The following is a 15,193-nucleotide window of genomic DNA, read 5'->3' as shown; positions in this document are numbered from 1 at the left end:
GCCTTGCGGTCGACCTTGCCGGAGGAGGAGAGGGGGAGGGAGTCGAGGACGCGCAGGAGCGAAGGCACCATGGCGTCTGGGAGAGAAGAGGAGAGGGACGAGCGCAGGGCGCGCAAGTCATGGAAGGGAGAGTCGAGGACGAGGAAGGCGAGGAGGGAGTCGCGAGAGGAGGGGTGGGGAATGGCGGCGGCGTGGCGGACGCCAGGGAGGCGGAGGAGAGCGGCCTCGACTTCCTCGAGCTCGACGCGGACGCCGCGAATCTTGAGCTGGAAGTCGGAGCGGCCGAGGAAGGAGAGGGAGCCGTCGTGGAGCCAGCGTGCCCTGTCGCCGGTGCGGTACATGCGAGCGCCGGGCGAGTCGCTGAAGCCATCGGGAATGAAGCGCTCGGCGGTGAGGTCCGGGCGCGAGCGGTAGCCACGGCCGAGGCTGGGGCCCGCGATGAAGAGCTCGCCAGGGACGCCGACGGGGAGAGGCTGGAGGGAGTCGTCGAGGACGTAGAGGCGGGTGCGAGCCAGGGGCTTGCCGAGGGTGACAGGCAGCTCGGGCGAGCACGGCGCGGACGTCACACAGAGGGTCGTCTCCGTCGGACCGAAGGCGTTGGTGAGCCGGGTCTGCGTGAAGGCGAGCTGCTTCACGAGGGAGTCGGGCAGGGCCTCACCGCCGGTGACGACGACCTTGAGCCTACGGAGGGCCTCTGGCGCGCCGGGCTCCTCGAAGGCGGTGGCGAGCGACGAGGGCGTGATGACGATGTGGGTGATGCCGTGCTGGAGGATGTCACGGCCCAGGTTGAGGGGGCCGACTGGCCGGAGCACCACGCGAGCGGCTCGCGTGAGGCTGAAGACCAGCTCCATGATGTGCATGTCGAACGAGAAGCTGCTGGTGACAGCCCACGTCGCGCCGGGCGCGGTGTCGAGGAAGGCGTCGAAGCTGGCGAAGCCGTGGACGAGGTTCCGGTGCGTGAGCTCGACGCCCTTGGGCTCGCCCGTGGAGCCGGAGGTGTAGAGGACATACGCGAGGTGGTCCGGACGCGCGGGCACGGGAGGCGCGAGCGCGGCGCCGGGCTGGGACGCATCCTCGGGCCGCACGAGGGGGATGGGGAGCGTGGCGCCTTCGAACAAGGACTCGCGGGAGATGACCAGGCGCGCGCCGGACTGTCGCAGCAGCGAGGCGCGACGGGCGGCGGGATGCGAGGGCTCCAGGGGAAGGCAGGCGGCGCCGCTCAAGTGGATGGCGAGCAGGCCAATGACGGAGTCAGCGGAGCGCTCCAGGCACAGGCCCACCACGGCCTCGGGTCGGGCGCCAAGGGCGGAGAGGTGTGACGCGAGCTGCGTGGCCCGCGAGGAGAGCTGGGCGAACGTGAGCGAGGTGTCGGGCGTCACCAGGGCGACGGCGTCCGGAGTCCGCGTCGCGGCGCTCAGGAACAGCGAGGCGACGGTCGCTTCTTCATCGAAGGGCCGCTGCTCCGAGTTGAAGTCCCGCAGCACCTGCTGGCGCTCCGCCTCCGTGTGCAGCGGGAGCTCCCCGAGCGCGGACGTGGGCGCATGCAGCGCGTTGCCCAGGAACTGGAGGTAGTGGGTGAGCATCCGCTGGACGCTCGAGTCGTCGAACAGCTCGGTCCGGTAGCGGAAGAAGAACTCGTACTCCTCCCGGACCTTGTGGACGGTGAGGTGGAGGTCGAAGGCGCTGGAGCCCGGAACCAGATGCAGTGCCCGGGGGGCGAGCGCGGGGAACGCCGACGCGAGCGGATGCTCCACGCGGCTCATGTCGAACAGGACCTGGAACAGCGGCGAGTCGCCGTGGGTGCGCTCGACCTGGAGCTTCTCGACGACGCGCTCGAAGGGGACCTGCTGATGGGAGACGGCCTCCAGGGACGTGGTGCGCACCTGCGCGAGCAGGTCCACGAACGAGGCACGCGCATCCACCTTCGTGCGGAGCACGACGGTGTTGATGAACAGGCCCACGACGTCATCGGCGGCGGGGTGCGCGCGGCCAGAGACCGGAGTGCCCACGCACAGCTCGGACTGCCCGGAGTAGCGCCGCAGCAACACCGCGAACGCGGCGTAGAGCACCATGAAGGGCGTCACCTGATGCTGCTGGCAGACCGCGTCCAGGGCCTGTCGGAGCTCGGGTGTCAGCCGGTGCCTCGGAGTCGCCGCGCCCCGGTCGCTCACGACGCCCGGGCGGGGCCGGTCGGTGGGCAGTGACAACTGGGAGGGAGCCCCCTCGAGCTGTCGCGTCCAGTACTCGAGGTCCGTGTCTTCGCGGACCTTCATCTCCGGGTTGCGCTCCCAGGCAGCCAGGTCCGCGAAGGTGAGCTCGGGCTCGGGCAGGAGGCCGCGCCGCTGTCCCGCTGGAGCGGCATAGGCCTGCCCCAGCTCACGGAAGAGGATGTCCAACGACAGCCCATCCATGACCAGGTGGTGCAGCACCAACAGCAGCACGTGGTGCTCGGGAGCGATTTGGAACAGCAGGAAGCGGTAGAGCGGTCCCTGCTCCAGGGAGAAGAGACGCGCGGCCTCTTCCCGCAGCCGCTCCCAGGGCAGGCCGTCGTCTCCGGAGCCTTGCACCTGCTCGACTCGCAGCACGTGCGTGGGCACCGGCTGCTCGCGGGGGACCGGGTGTCCCTGATGGGAGACGACGAGCGTGCGCAGCGCGGGGTGCCGCTCCAACAGCAGCCGCAGGGAGTCCTCCAGGGCCACCACGTCCACCGGCCCCCGGAGCTCCACGGCCTCGGAGTGGATGTACGCCCGCAGCTCCGGCTGCAACTGGTGCAGGAACCACATGCGGTCCTGCGATGCGGAGACGAAGCGAGGCGCCTCTTTCGGGAGCCGCGTCGGCTCGGGCAGCAGGGGCAATGCGGAACGGGAACGCTCGGCGACCTCGCGGGCGAGCTCCAGCACGGTGCTCGTGCCGAATCGCGCGCTGAGTGGCAGGCGCACGCCCAGGGTCTGCTGGACGCGGACGATGAGTCGCGTCGCGCTGAGGGAGTGCCCGCCCAGGTCGAAGAAGCTCACGTCTCGCGCCACGTCCTGGCGGCCCAGCACCTGACCGACCAGGTGCGTGAGCATCTCCTCGACGAGGCCACGAGGTGCCTGACCCGCGGGGGCCTGGAGTCCGTCCTCCTGGGCCGGAACCGGCTGGCTGGCGACGGCTCGACGGTCCACCTTGCCATGGACCGTCAGGGGCAGCGCGCCGCGCACCACCACCTCGGAAGGCACCATGAACTCGGGCAGGCGCTGACGCAGGTCCGCGCGAAGCTGGCGGGGTTCGATGCGCAGCCCCACCGCGGGCACCACGTGGGCCACCAGTCGCTTGCCCGACGAAGGGTCGGCGACCGCGAGCACCACGGCGTCTCGTACGGAGGGATGGGCGCGCAGCGCGGCCTCGACTTCGGGCAGCTCGATGCGGAAGCCGCGCACCTTCACCTGGTAGTCCGCGCGACCGAGGAACTCCAGTACGCCGTCGTCCCGCCAGCGCACCAGGTCGCCCGTGCGGTACATGCGCGCGCCGGGGACACCGTGGAAGGGGTCCGGCAGGAAGCGCTCGGCGGTCAGCGCGGGCTGCTCCATGTAGCCCCGCGCGAGCCCCTCGCCGCCGACGAACAGCTCGCCGGTGGCTCCGATGGCGACCGGCTCACCGTCCTCGCCGAGCACGTATGCACGGACGTTGTTGATGGGGCCGCCAATGGGAAACGTCTTCGCGGCCTGGGCGGACGCGGTCGCCCTGTACGAAGTGGCGAAGACCGTGGTCTCCGTGGGGCCGTACCCGTTGATGACGGGAATCCCCAGCGTGTCGATGACCCGGCGCACGTGGGGCGCCGCCACGATGTCGCCACCGGCGAGGAGCTGCTTGACGGGACGCAGCAGCTCCAGGTGCTCCTCCACCACCTGGGAGAACAGCGCCGACGTCAGCCAGAGCGTCGTCACGCGGGCCTCGCGGACCACCCGCGCCAGCTCCTCCAGCGATGGGACTCCCGGAGTCATCACCACCAGCCGGGCCCCGTGGAGCAGCGCTCCCCAGATTTCGAACGTGGAGACGTCGAAGGAGAGGGGCGTCATCAACAACTGCGTCTCGTCCGGCCCGAAGCGCGCATAGCTCACGCCCAGGTGGTTGCGCAGCACGCCCTGGTGCGTCGTGCCGACACCCTTGGGCCTGCCGGTGGAGCCGGACGTGAAGTCCACGTAGGCCAGCGAGTCGGGCAGCGCACGGAACGGCGGGGCGTGCGCGGCCGGGCCCTCGAGCGGGAGGTCCTCCACCACCAACAGGCGCGATTCCCCGACGGGCATCCGGGGGACGAGCGCGCGTGAGATGATGATGACCTGGGGCCGGGCGTCCTCCACCATGCCCGCCAGGCGCTCGCGCGGGTACGACGTGTCCATCGCGACGTAGGCGCCGCCGGCCTTGACGATGGCGACCGCGGAGACGATGAGCTCCAGCGAACGCTCGACGGCGAGCCCCACGCGCACGTCGGTGTCCACGCCCAGCTCGCGCAGCTTCAGGGCGAGCACGTTGGAGCGCGCATCCAGCTCGCGGTAGGTGAGCCGGCTGTCTCCGAACTCGACGGCGACCTTGTCCGGGAAGCGCTCCACCACGCGGGCGAAGTGCTCGTGCAACGTGGACTCGCGAGGGTATTCGGAGGTCGTCGCGTTCCACTCCACCAGCACGCGCTGGCGGTCGGACTCGGGGAGCCTCGTGGAAGCCACGAGGGTGTTGTCTCGTTCCGCCGGCCCGACCTGCGCGGGCCCGGAAGTCGTCTGCGCCGGGAGGGGGGACTGACCGGGGAGGACGGAGTCAGGGGGAGTGGTCATGTGAAAGGGCGTCAGGGGACTACAGCCGGAGGCGGAGGCTCATGCCGGCTCGAAACATTCCCAGGTCCGTCGCGGGGAGGTCCGCCACGGAGGGGTCGGGTTGGAAACGGAACTCGCCGCCGCGAGCGCCGAAGGGCGCCTCGACGAACGCCGCGACGTTCACGTTGTTGCGCACGAAGCCGAAGTCCAGGCGGCCCAGGAACGACGGGTCCCCCAGGTTGCCGAGCACGGTGAGCGTCCACGACGGCTCGTAGATGCTGCGGCGGGTGACGGTGATTTGCCCCAGGCCATACGTCCGGCCGAAGTACAGGGCGCGGTAGTCACCGGTCGACTGGACCCACGTGAGCAGCCGCCGGTCGTCGTCGCCCAACTGGTTGTAGAAGCCCTCCACCCGGAGGACGGTGCGGAAGAGGTCTCCCATGCGCAGCTCGGCGGCCACACCCGCGCTGGCCTGCACCTGCGTGCCCGTCACGGTGCGCTCGACGAAGCTCCCCTCCGGCGTGGACCGCCACAGCCGGGTGTCCGAGTCGCGCACGAAGGCGACCTCGGCGTTGAGGTCCAGCCTCCCGATTCCCAGCGAGTAGTCCAGCCCGTAGCGCGGGCGGCGCCGCTCCAGGAAGGACGCGGAGGCGATGAGCTCGCTGGTGCCGAAGGCGATATCCCCGCGCACCGCGCCGCCGTAGCGCGCCCGGGGCAGCGCGCCGGTGACCCCCGTGTCCTCCAGGGTCGCTGTCGCATACGCCCACAGGTTCGCGCGCAGCGACTCGAAGGGCACGTTCACCTTCACCATGTCCACGCCCTGGCGCAGGTCGAACACGCCGAGCGGATCCGGGTTGGGGGACCGCAGGAAGTCGGTGGTGTTCCAGATGCGGGAGCTTCCCCACTTCACATGCTGGCGTCCGGCCGTGACGTAGATGCTGTCGAAGAGGCCGAAGTAGAGCCACAGCTTGTCCAGGCTCGTCCTCGGCGTGGAGAGCGTCGGGTCCAGCGGGTCATAGACCAGGCGCCCCACCACGTAGGCCCGGATGTCGTCCTGGGGCCTGAAGTCCAGGTAGACGTCCACGAGCCCCGGGAAGTACGGCTGCGCGGCCGTGGTGGCGTCCGTGGCCCGCTGGGACACCACCATGTCCGCGCGCTGGAAGTAGAACCCTCCGAGCGTCAGCACCTCGGGCTGCACCGGGTCCGCGAGTCGCGGCGCTCGCGTCTCCTCGGGCTCGTTCAGCGGACGCGGTCCCTGCGTCGTGTCGCTGTCCGCGGTGGGACTCGGCGCGCCTTCGCCGCTGTCCATCATCGCGGGACGCAGCAGGTCGCTCGAATTCGAGCCGGTGTCCGCGCTCGGGACCTCCACGCGTGCCACCGTGAGCTCCGGGACCACGGGGGACGTGGCGATGGGCTCCACGGCCGCGGTCTCCGAAGGCGCTTGCGACGTGGTGGTGGGAGTCGCTTGAGCGAGGCCCTCGTCGGCGGGCGTGTTCGTGCTCGCGCGCGGCTCGGGGCTCGCCGTGGGAGCCTCCTGCATCAGGGGCGGCTCCACCGGAGCGATGCGTGCCTGACGCGCTCGCGCGGCGGGGAGGTACGTCAGCGCCTGGAGCTCTCCGCGCGCGAAGAACACCGCGAGCCCGCGCGCGACATAGTGGAGGTAGGGCTCGTTGGTGGCCGAGAGCCTGACCTCGTGACACGGCTTCTTCGCGCGGCCTCCGCCCTGACACGCGGGGCCGAACATCCGCTCCACCGCTTCGCGAGACGGCGCGGGGGAGGGATACACATCGAGGCGGCGCAGCCGCTGCGTCCTCTCATCGACGTGGAAGTCCGCGCGCACGGTGCCCGACGGCGCCGAGTCCTCGTCATACGTGAGCACGCGCGCGCCGCCGGCCGTGTGTCGCCGCGTGGGCTCACCGAAGCGGCTCAATACCTGCTGCTCGGTGGTGGCGCCCGGACGCACCTGCTTCCAGACCTCTGCTCCCGCTGTGCCTCCAAGCAGGAGGCAAAAGACAAGCAAGGCGCGGGTGAGCGGGGCTGGCATGGGGGAGCCGCACTCTAGCCTCCTCTCAATCAATGTCGCGAGACACCCACCCCACCAGATTGCCTGTCAGGGCGTTACGTTTCATGAACACACCGGCCGCCGAGCCGTTCACGCATTGCGTGAACACACCGGCCGCGTGTTGACACCTCGCCTGGATTCCCACGAGCATGGCAACCCCTTTGCTGCGAGTGCCAGGAGGAGTCATGGCTTCGGAAGCGTCAGAGTCGGTCCAGTCGCCCAACACGTCCACGGTGGTCTCCGAAGCGGCTGCGCCCTCTGCGGAGCCCTCCGTCGCCGCGGCCCCAGAGAAGCTCGACGAGATTGAGGAGATCGACTTCTTGCTCGAGGAGATTGAAAGCAAGATTGCTCCGCTCGCCCTCGCGTGAGCACCACCGCCATGCCGCGCCCCTATGAGGAGGCGCTCTCCGCGTTCTGGCATCCGGTCGCCTTCTCCCGCGAGCTGAACGAACGGCCGCTTGCCTTCCGACTGCTCGGAGTGGATGGCGTGGTCTGGCGGACCGCGTCAGGCGTCGCGGCCACGCAGCGCTATTGCGCGCACCGGGGCGCGGACCTCTGCGACGGCGAGCCCGTGGGAGAGGGGCTGCGCTGCGCCTTCCATGGCTGGACGTACGGGGCCGATGGTGGCTGCGTGAGGGTGCCCTCGCAGCTCTCGGCGCCCATCTCCCAGAAGGCCCGGCTCGCCGCGTACCGCTGCGCCGAGCGCTACGGGCTCATCTGGGTCTGTCTGTCCGCGACGCCGTCGGCGCCGCTGCCGGAGTGGCCGGAGCTGGAGGACGGGGCCCTGGCCACGGTGGCGTTGCCGCTGCTGGACTGGGACGTGTCCGCGGGGCGGATGATGGAAATCGTCCTCGACGTGGCGCACCTGTCCTGGGTGCACCGGGGGACGTTCGGCAACCCCGAGCAGCAGGAGGTGCCCGCCTATGACGTGGAGCGGCATGCCTCCGGGCTGAGGGCCCGCATCGTCTACCCGGCGCTCGGACCGAGCATCGGCGGGGCGCCCCCACGCGTGGACAAGACGACGCTCACCTATGACATGACGTTGCCCTTCGCCGTGCGGCTGGAGTTCAAGCCGACGCTCTTCTACACGCACACCGTCTACGCGGTGGCGCAGCCCCTCTCGGAAGAGAAGATGCGGTGCTTCTACTTCTGCTCGTACCACCCGAGGATTCGCAACTTCGGGGAGATGTTCGTGAAGTCGGAGCTGGCCATCCTGGAGCAGGACCGGCGCATCGCCGAGGGGCAGCGTCCGAAGGCGCACCCGCTGGGCTTCGACGGTGAGGTCCACGTCAAGGCGGACCGGCTGCCCATCGAATACCGCCGCGCCATGGCGGCGCTGCGTCTGGGCCAGGCTCCGGACAGCCCTGGGATGGAGTGAGGGCGCTCATGCGTGCTGGCGGAGTGGGGCGGCTGGGTGCCGTCGTCGTGCTGACGCTCGTGTGGGGGACCGCGTGCAGCCAGCGCGAAGAGGCCCCGAAGCAGGTGCCGCCCTCCACTCCCCTCGCGGTGGCGCCCAAGGCCGCCGTCGTCCCGGCCGTGGCGAAGGACGCGGAGCGCGTGGCCCGGGGCCGCTATCTCGTGGAGGCGGTGCTCGGCTGCGGCGCCTGCCACACGGCCCGGGACTACTCCCGCTATGGCGGACCCGCGAAGGCCGAGGCGCTGGCGGGCGATTGCTTCGGCGAGGGGCATGGCGTCCCCGGCCGGGTCTGCGCGCCCAACATCACCTCGGACCCCGAGCACGGCATCGGCCGCTGGACGGACGAGGAGCTGCTGCGGGCGTTGAGGGAGGGCCGGGGCAGGGATGGCAGGACGCTCTTCCCCATGATGCCGTACTCCGAGTGGCGGACCCTCTCCGACGAGGACGCACGCGCCGTGGTGGCGTACCTGCGCCAGGTTCCCCCCGTCCCTCGCTCCGTGGAGCGCACGCAGCTGCCCGAGGAGCTGGTCGCCCAGCTCCAGGGGCTGGCCAGCGCGCTGCCGGGCCCCGTGCCCCCTCCGGGTGACGATGTGGTGGCGCGGGGCCAGTACCTGGCCACCGTGGCCCAGTGCTCCTTCTGCCACGGAGGCCTGGAGGAGACCCCCGTGCCCTTCGCTGGAGGACTTCCCCTGCCCACGCCTTTTGGCGAGGAGAAGGCGCCGTCGCTGCGCCCCGAGGGCGCCATCTTCAAGGGGGGAGAGGACGCCTTCGTCGCGCGCTTCACCGCCTGGAAGGACGTGGCCGCGGCCCCCAGCCGCCGGGGTCAGGTCAACAAGCTGGCCATGCCCTGGGGCCTCCTCGCGGGACTCCACGAGGACGACCTGCGCGCCATCTACCGGTACCTGAAGACCCTGCCCGCCGTGAGCCCTCGGATCGCGGCTCCCCCGGATGCGGGCCCCCCTGCTGTCGGGAAGTAACGCAGCCGACTGTTGGCGTATTGGGCGGAGGGCCTATAGGATTCTCGGGTTCTCATTCGCTAGAAACCCGCCAGTCGCTACAGGGCAGAACGGTACCGGCCTGGCACGAGTCCTCATGATATCGCCTTTCAAGTCGCTGCTGCTGACGCTCCCGGTGCTGGCGCTCATCACAGGCTGCAACCTGTTCGATACGTCCGACGCGGAGGGAACTCGCGGTCGAGGCGCGACGGCCTTCGACCCGTACGACAGCTCCGCCTCGGGTGCCATCTCCCTGTCGCTGCTGTCCTTCAAGGGCTGCGCGATCCTGCCCAACGGTGAGCCGGTCACGAAGGGAGGGCTCGTCCTGCCCGGCTATCCCGATACGTGCCTCAACCTCAACGCGGCCATTCCCCTGAGCGCCGCCATCCCCCCGGTCCCCCCATCGGCGCGGATGAATGTGAAGCCGGGTGAGCTGTACTTCCTGCGGGAGTTCTCCGCGGTGGACCTGGCCCACGACGTCCACACGGACTACAACGACCGCCGCACTCCGGCCGCCTGGGCGCGCCTCCAATCGGACTTCAAGGATTTGGATTGGAGCGGCCTGACGGTGGGGCTCGACGACTGGAAGGTGCTGGACCCGGGCGCGATGCAGCGCGAGACGTTCTACGAGAACGCCGCCTGGATGAACTCCGACACGGACACGCTGTTGTTGGAGGTGCTCGACGCCGACGGCAACGTGCGCACCAGCGAGACCTACAAGCGCAGCGACTTCATGGCGGAGAACGCCGCGACGGGCCACACGCGCGTCTCCTTCGCCGTCACGGGACTGGCGCCGCCGAAGTTCGCGGATGACCCCGTCCCCGTGGTGGCCGCGACGCGCGAGGCCATCAACTACCTCACCACGGTGAAGGTCTCGTTCGCCAACTCCACCAACCCCTTCAAGTCCTTCACCATGCCGGACCTCCGGGGCGAGGGGCTCATCCGGCTCACCTGGAGCCTGATGCCCCTGAAGCCGTTCCTGTTCCCGGTGACCTTCGTCCCGGAGAACGAGCGCCCCGACTCCTGCTTCGAGATGGGGCCCAACGGCCTGCCCACCGACGTGGCCGTGCGCTGCGGCTTCGGCCTGAAGCAGAGCGTCGTGGTGGCGCCGCCGCAGAACGGCCGCTTCCTGCTGCCGGGAGAGTCCCTGGACTTCGTCGTGGCGCTGCAGGACGGCGACGGCCATGCCCTCCACCCGCGCGACACCATGCCGAGCTTCAACGACTACATGGGGGACGGCTCCAACGGGCTCGCGTACTTCAACAGCAACATGCTCATCAACTGGCGCGACACCAGCGCCTCCGAGTCGGGCTTCAAGGTGGTGGGGCCCCTCCAGGACCTGAAGGTCGTCAACGGCTCGCATACGCCGCCGTACTTCGCGTTTCCCACGGGCGTCGAGCCGGCGTACTACATCCATCCCGCCGCGGCCTACCGTCCCGGAGGCAAGTCCCACCGGCCCAGCACGCGCTACACCGTGGAGCTGCCGCCGGACGCGAAGCCCGGCACGTATGCCCTGCTCCTCAAGGGCCACCGCAACTACATGGGTGAGCGGCTCAATCGCCTGGACCCCTTCTTCTTCCAGGTCGGTCAGGCCGAGCCCACGAAGTACCCCAACCAGATTGGCAACTGCCAGGTGTGCCACAACGGGCCGAACTCGCTGAGCAACCTCCACCACGGCGTGAGCGTGGACCACGTGGAGACGTGCAAGGTGTGCCACTACGACGAGTCGGTGGGGCACGTGTCGGACTTCATGCACCGCATCCACATCAGCTCGCGCAAGTACGCCCAGAACAAGGGCGACTGCACCCTGTGCCACCTGACGCGTGAGAGCACCCTGCGGCCCAGCCTCATCGCCTGTGCTGGCTGCCATCCCGGCACGCACGGCAATGAGTACAAGAACCTCGAGTTCGAAAACCTCGCGTCCGCTCCCAACATCTACGGGAACTGCGCCAACGCGTGCCACGTGACGACGCCCCCGGCCGAGCACGTGCTGCCCCTCCGATGATTCCGAACAGGACCGCCATGAAGGCCCGCTCCCTCACCGCCACCTTCCTGCTCGCCGCCACGTTGGGCGGATGCTCCGATTCAGAGCCCGTTCCCCCCGAGGAGGGTACGAACGCTCCCATCGGAGAGCTGCCCGAGCGCCGCGCCACCGTCTCCGGCGTCGTCTATGACCCCGAAGCCTTCTTCCTGACGGTGCTGAACTTCCCGGGAGAGGAGACGCCGCCTCCCGCCCTCTTCGAGGACACGCCGTACCTGCTCTTCTCGGCCATCCCCGGTGCGACGGTGCGGCTGGCCGGCAGCGGAGCCCCCGTCTCCAGCGGTACGTCGTCCTTCGCGGGCATCTGGCAGGTGGAGGGTGTCCCCCTGGATGCCACGACGCCCTATCTGGCGGAGGCGATTCCTCCGGCGGGGCCCGTGGAGTTCTTCACGGAGGGCGCGCCCTTTCCGCTGCCGCCGGCGACGCACTACCCCACCACGTACCTGCGCCCCATCCAGGTCAACGTCAACGAGTGCACCTCCCAGACGGCGCCCATGGTCGGCAGCGCGGGCGCCCTGGACGCGGTGGCCCAGTACCTGACGGGAGAGGGCACGCCGACGACGGTGGAGCAGTTGCTCGACCCGGCCCGGACGGGTGGCGTCGTCCTCTTCTGGGTGCATCCGCCCAGCTTCTTCTACGACTACTTCGTCATCCCGCTGGACAGCGTCGTGGGTGAGACGAGCGCGGGCACCTTGTTGTCGGTGAACTGGGCGCCTCCTGGAGTGGGGCCGCCGGGGCAGTCGCCCATGGGCTTCTTCGCGTCGTCGGACCCGACGGGCTTCTTCGGCTACTACGCGCTGGTGCTGCCTCCGGGGCTGACGACTCCCGTGACGGTGACCTTCAGGGACACCTACGTGCCCGCGCCGGAGGAGCCGCCGGGCCCGTACCCGCGTCCGCTGGTCATCTCGCCGGTCACCGTGCAGCCGCGCGCCGGTGTCTCCGTGCAGCGCGTGTACGCGTACCCCGACCCCAGCCTGCCGGCCCCTCCGGTGGACCCGCTGGAGGACCCGCCGCCGCCGCCGCTGGATGAGCGCTGGCTGTGCCAGCCGTAGAGGGGAAGGCGACGCGCTCAGCGCCAGGGACGTACGGTCAGCCCGCGGAAGCGCACCGCGGGTTGTCCGAAGGACACCGGCAGGGCGCCGTGGTCCAGCTTGCGACAGCCGCGCGTGGCGAAGAGGTTGCGCGAGTCGGCGCCCACCGCGTCGATGGAGGCCAGGGCCTCCAGACCGTTGCCAGCGAGGATGCCGGGTGACACGCGCTGGCCCACGCGGCCATCGCGCACCTCGCGCGCCTCCACGATGTAGAAGCTGAAGTCTCCCGACAGCAGGTCCATGTGCCGGGGCGTGAGGTGCTGGACGAGCAGGCCGTGAGGCACTCCCGCCAGCACTGATTCCAGATGGCCTTCGTGAGGTTCCACACGCGTGTGAGCCATGCGAGGCAGCGGCGGATGGCGGAAGCCCACGCGTCGGCCATGGCCGTTGGGGGCGTGCCCCAGCAGCCTGGCGCTGCGTGCATCCAGCAGGGGCGAGCCCACGACGCCTTTGTTCAGGAGCGGCACGGCTTGGGCCGCGTGGCCCTCGTCGTCCCAGTGAAAGCCGAGGGCGCCGTGTCCGTCGGTGGGGTCGTCCGATACGGAGAGCCACGGGCCGGCCACGCGTTGGCCCAGTCTGCGTGCGAGGTACGAGCCACCGCGTGCGACGACGTCCCCCTCCAGCGGGTGCCCGCAGACTTCGTGGAAGAAGCACGCGGAGGCGGCGCCCGGAGGAAAGACGATGGGGAACATCCCCGTGGGACAGGGGATGCCGGGGCTGGACTCGCGCAGCTCGCGCACCAGTCCGTCCACCAGGGATTCCAGGGTGGGAAGCGCCGCGTGCAGGTGATTCAGGTCTGGGAAGGCCGTGGCGCGCCAGGCATCGAGGACGCCACTGTCCGTCGTCTGGAAGGCCTTCACTTCCAGGATGGCGTGGCGGGAGTCCTGTCGCACGGTGCGTCCGTCGCCGAAGCACAGGGTGCGCCGCTCGACTTCCCGTAGCAGCACATCCAGGTGCGTGGCTCCGGCCGCACGGGCGGTGTCGACCAGCCTGCGTGCGACTTCCGTGGCCAGCGCCGCCGTCGTCGCGAGGACGGGCGTCGGGTCGAGCAGCTCCGTCGCACCGGTCCTCAAGTCCGCGGGCATGTCGTGGGAGGCAAGGGTGCCGTCGACCAGCGCTTCCCAGGTGTACTCGACGCCGCCCTCCACCGCGAGGGCGTGGGAGAGGCCCTGCTCCTGGTGGAGGGGCTGGACGCGTGGCCCCGAGCGGGAGTGGGCGACCTCGGTCGCTTCCCGATGCTCCACGAACCAGCTCGACGTGTTGGGCTTCTCGACGGGCACGTGGCTCCGTTCTACCACCGTCGAGGCGAGGGGCCGAGACCCGCGCCCGGAATCGCGCGGCGCCCACGAAGGGTCCACCGGGGAGATGGGGCATGATGGGGGCGCGTGAGCAACGGGAATGGCGAGCGGCGTGACGAAGCGAAGGTGGCGGCGCCGCACGTGCTGGCCGAGGCGGCACGTGACGTCCTGGAGGGTTTTCGTCGGGCGCATCCGAGCCTGGAGGCCGAGCTCTTCGTCATCGTGGAGGGGAAGCTGACGCTGGAGCTGGAAGCCGCCACGGGCGCCTTCGCCGCGAGCCAGGGTGTGGCGTGCTCGGTGGTGGCGAGGGTGTGGGACGCGCAATCCCGGGGCGTCGCTTCGGGCCCCGTGCGTGGGCGCGAGGACCTGGAGCGCTGGTTGGACACGGCGCTGCGAGGAGTCGCCGCTGAGTCGCGGCCGGCTCCCGCGAGTTTCCTGACGGTGACTTCGCTTCCAGCGTGGCGTTGGGAGCCCTCCGTGGAGCGGGCACGCAACGAGGCCGTGCGGCTGGTTCGGACGGTGGTGCCTCCGGGCACTGTCGTGCAGGCGTTGGTGTCCACCCATCGCTCCACCTGGTCCGCGTTGCTGCGAAGCAGCGGCGGCGTGGTCGCGCATGGGGAGGACAGGGAGGAAGCCTTCGTGCGCTGCGAGACGTCTCGTGGCGCGGTGGTGGATGCGGTGGCGCGAGTCCCTGGGCAGGACGCGCTGGAGCTGGAGTCCCTGCGCGAGCGTCTCCAGGACGCCGTGGCGGCGCTGGAGGACCCGGCGAAGCCACTCGCGCAGGACTCCGCGACATCGCCCGTGGATGCAGCGGAGCCCCCGTCTTCCGAGTCGCGAGGAGCGGAGGTCGCGGACCCGACGTTGCCGCTGGTGTTGCGTCCCGCCGTCGCCGCTCCGCTCGTCGCCGGGCTCGCCTGGCTCCTGCGCGGGGACGTGGCCGCGGCGACACCGGCCCTGGCGCGCGCCGTGGGGAAGAAGGCCTTTCCCTCCGTGCTCTCCGTGGAGGATGACCCGCTTCACCCCCAGGGCACTCGTCGCCGCGAATGGGATGACGAAGGTCGTGAGGCGCGTGCGGTGCGACTCGTGGATGAAGGCCGCCTGATGGGCTTTCTCCACTCGGAGCAGACCGCGACACGGCTCGGCGCGCAGCCGTGTGGACGAGGACTGCGCGAAGGTGCCTCCGAAGCCTCCGCCTCTGCTCTCAACTTCTTCATCAGTCCACGCGGCGACGCGCTGCCCGCGCACTACACGGAGTTGGTCGCCCGCGTGGAGACCTTCACGACGATGCCCCGTCCCGGGCGGGTGTCCCTCATCGCGGGAGGCTGGGAGGTGCGAGACGGTCGCCGCGTCCGCCGCATCGCGCCCATGTCGCTGGAGCTCCCGGTGCTGGAGACGTTCCGAGCGCTCCGGGGCGTGGGCGCCGACCTGACCTTCTTCCCCACCGCCGAGGGCTGTGGCACCCCCACCCTGATTCTTCCTCCTCCGTCGGAGTGACTCCCGCC

Annotated in this window: 9 protein-coding genes; 6 read left to right on the top strand and 3 right to left on the bottom strand. The window is 70.3% G+C overall.

The annotated features are described in order from the left end of the window. Nucleotides 1-4,703 (bottom strand): non-ribosomal peptide synthetase (locus tag HUW62_RS38020; RefSeq protein ID WP_176437197.1); only part of this gene is annotated, 4,703 nt, incomplete at its 3' end. A 124-nt stretch (nt 4,704-4,827) separates the two neighbouring features. Continuing rightward, nucleotides 4,828-6,831 carry a hypothetical protein gene (locus HUW62_RS38015; RefSeq protein ID WP_163868908.1) on the bottom strand — a complete coding sequence of 668 codons (2,004 nt, stop codon included), beginning with the start codon at nt 6,829-6,831 and terminating at the stop codon, nt 4,828-4,830. A gap of 203 nt (nt 6,832-7,034) precedes the next feature. Between HUW62_RS38015 and HUW62_RS38010 the strand changes: the two genes are divergently transcribed. The 5 genes from HUW62_RS38010 to HUW62_RS37990 all read left to right on the top strand — a co-directional run bounded on the left by HUW62_RS38010 (nt 7,035) and on the right by HUW62_RS37990 (nt 12,354). Then, nucleotides 7,035-7,217 carry a Xan family putative trans-acting RiPP leader peptide gene (locus HUW62_RS38010; RefSeq protein ID WP_163868907.1) on the top strand — a complete coding sequence of 61 codons (183 nt, stop codon included), beginning with the start codon at nt 7,035-7,037 and terminating at the stop codon, nt 7,215-7,217. A gap of 11 nt (nt 7,218-7,228) precedes the next feature. Next, the gene (locus HUW62_RS38005; protein WP_163868906.1) at nt 7,229-8,227 is read left to right on the top strand and encodes an aromatic ring-hydroxylating dioxygenase subunit alpha; all 999 of its coding nucleotides are present in this window, start codon (nt 7,229-7,231) and stop codon (nt 8,225-8,227) included. Between the two features lie 8 nt (nt 8,228-8,235). After that, nucleotides 8,236-9,243, top strand: a complete 1,008-nt coding sequence (locus HUW62_RS38000; RefSeq protein WP_176437196.1) for a c-type cytochrome — start codon at nt 8,236-8,238, stop codon at nt 9,241-9,243. A gap of 115 nt (nt 9,244-9,358) precedes the next feature. Next, nucleotides 9,359-11,266: a hypothetical protein gene (locus HUW62_RS37995; protein ID WP_176437195.1), complete on the top strand. Its 1,908-nt coding sequence runs from the start codon at nt 9,359-9,361 to the stop codon at nt 11,264-11,266. A 17-nt stretch (nt 11,267-11,283) separates the two neighbouring features. Further along, nucleotides 11,284-12,354 (top strand): hypothetical protein, encoded by a 1,071-nt coding sequence (locus HUW62_RS37990; RefSeq protein ID WP_240356876.1) that lies wholly within the window; start codon nt 11,284-11,286, stop codon nt 12,352-12,354. A 17-nt stretch (nt 12,355-12,371) separates the two neighbouring features. Here the strand turns inward: HUW62_RS37990 and HUW62_RS50180 are convergent, their stop codons facing one another. After that, entirely contained in the window at nt 12,372-13,673 is a 1,302-nt protein-coding gene (locus tag HUW62_RS50180; protein ID WP_240356869.1) for a TldD/PmbA family protein, read from the bottom strand. Nucleotides 13,674-13,778: 105 nt separating this feature from the next. Here HUW62_RS50180 and HUW62_RS37980 point away from each other — a divergent pair, with 105 nt between their 5' ends. Further along, nucleotides 13,779-15,185, top strand: coding sequence for a metallopeptidase TldD-related protein (locus tag HUW62_RS37980; RefSeq protein ID WP_163868901.1), 1,407 nt, complete (start codon nt 13,779-13,781; stop codon nt 15,183-15,185). Nucleotides 15,186-15,193: the final 8 nt, after the last annotated feature.

The sequence above is a fragment of the Myxococcus sp. AM011 genome, assembly GCF_013372595.1.
In the GTDB taxonomy this organism is placed as follows: domain Bacteria; phylum Myxococcota; class Myxococcia; order Myxococcales; family Myxococcaceae; genus Myxococcus; species Myxococcus eversor.
The sequence above is the reverse complement of the archived record's forward strand: the minus strand, read 5'-3'. Positions and strand labels throughout refer to the sequence as shown.

What these genes read in the sequence shown, in the direction of transcription:
- HUW62_RS38015 (WP_163868908.1), bottom strand. Translation starts at nt 6,831, where the DNA reads ATGCCAGCCCCGCTCACCCGCGCCTTGCTTGTCTTTTGCCTCCTGCTT.
- HUW62_RS38010 (WP_163868907.1), top strand. Translation starts at nt 7,035, where the DNA reads ATGGCTTCGGAAGCGTCAGAGTCGGTCCAGTCGCCCAACACGTCCACG.
- HUW62_RS38005 (WP_163868906.1), top strand. Translation starts at nt 7,229, where the DNA reads ATGCCGCGCCCCTATGAGGAGGCGCTCTCCGCGTTCTGGCATCCGGTC.
- HUW62_RS38000 (WP_176437196.1), top strand. Translation starts at nt 8,236, where the DNA reads ATGCGTGCTGGCGGAGTGGGGCGGCTGGGTGCCGTCGTCGTGCTGACG.
- HUW62_RS37995 (WP_176437195.1), top strand. Translation starts at nt 9,359, where the DNA reads ATGATATCGCCTTTCAAGTCGCTGCTGCTGACGCTCCCGGTGCTGGCG.
- HUW62_RS37990 (WP_240356876.1), top strand. Translation starts at nt 11,284, where the DNA reads ATGAAGGCCCGCTCCCTCACCGCCACCTTCCTGCTCGCCGCCACGTTG.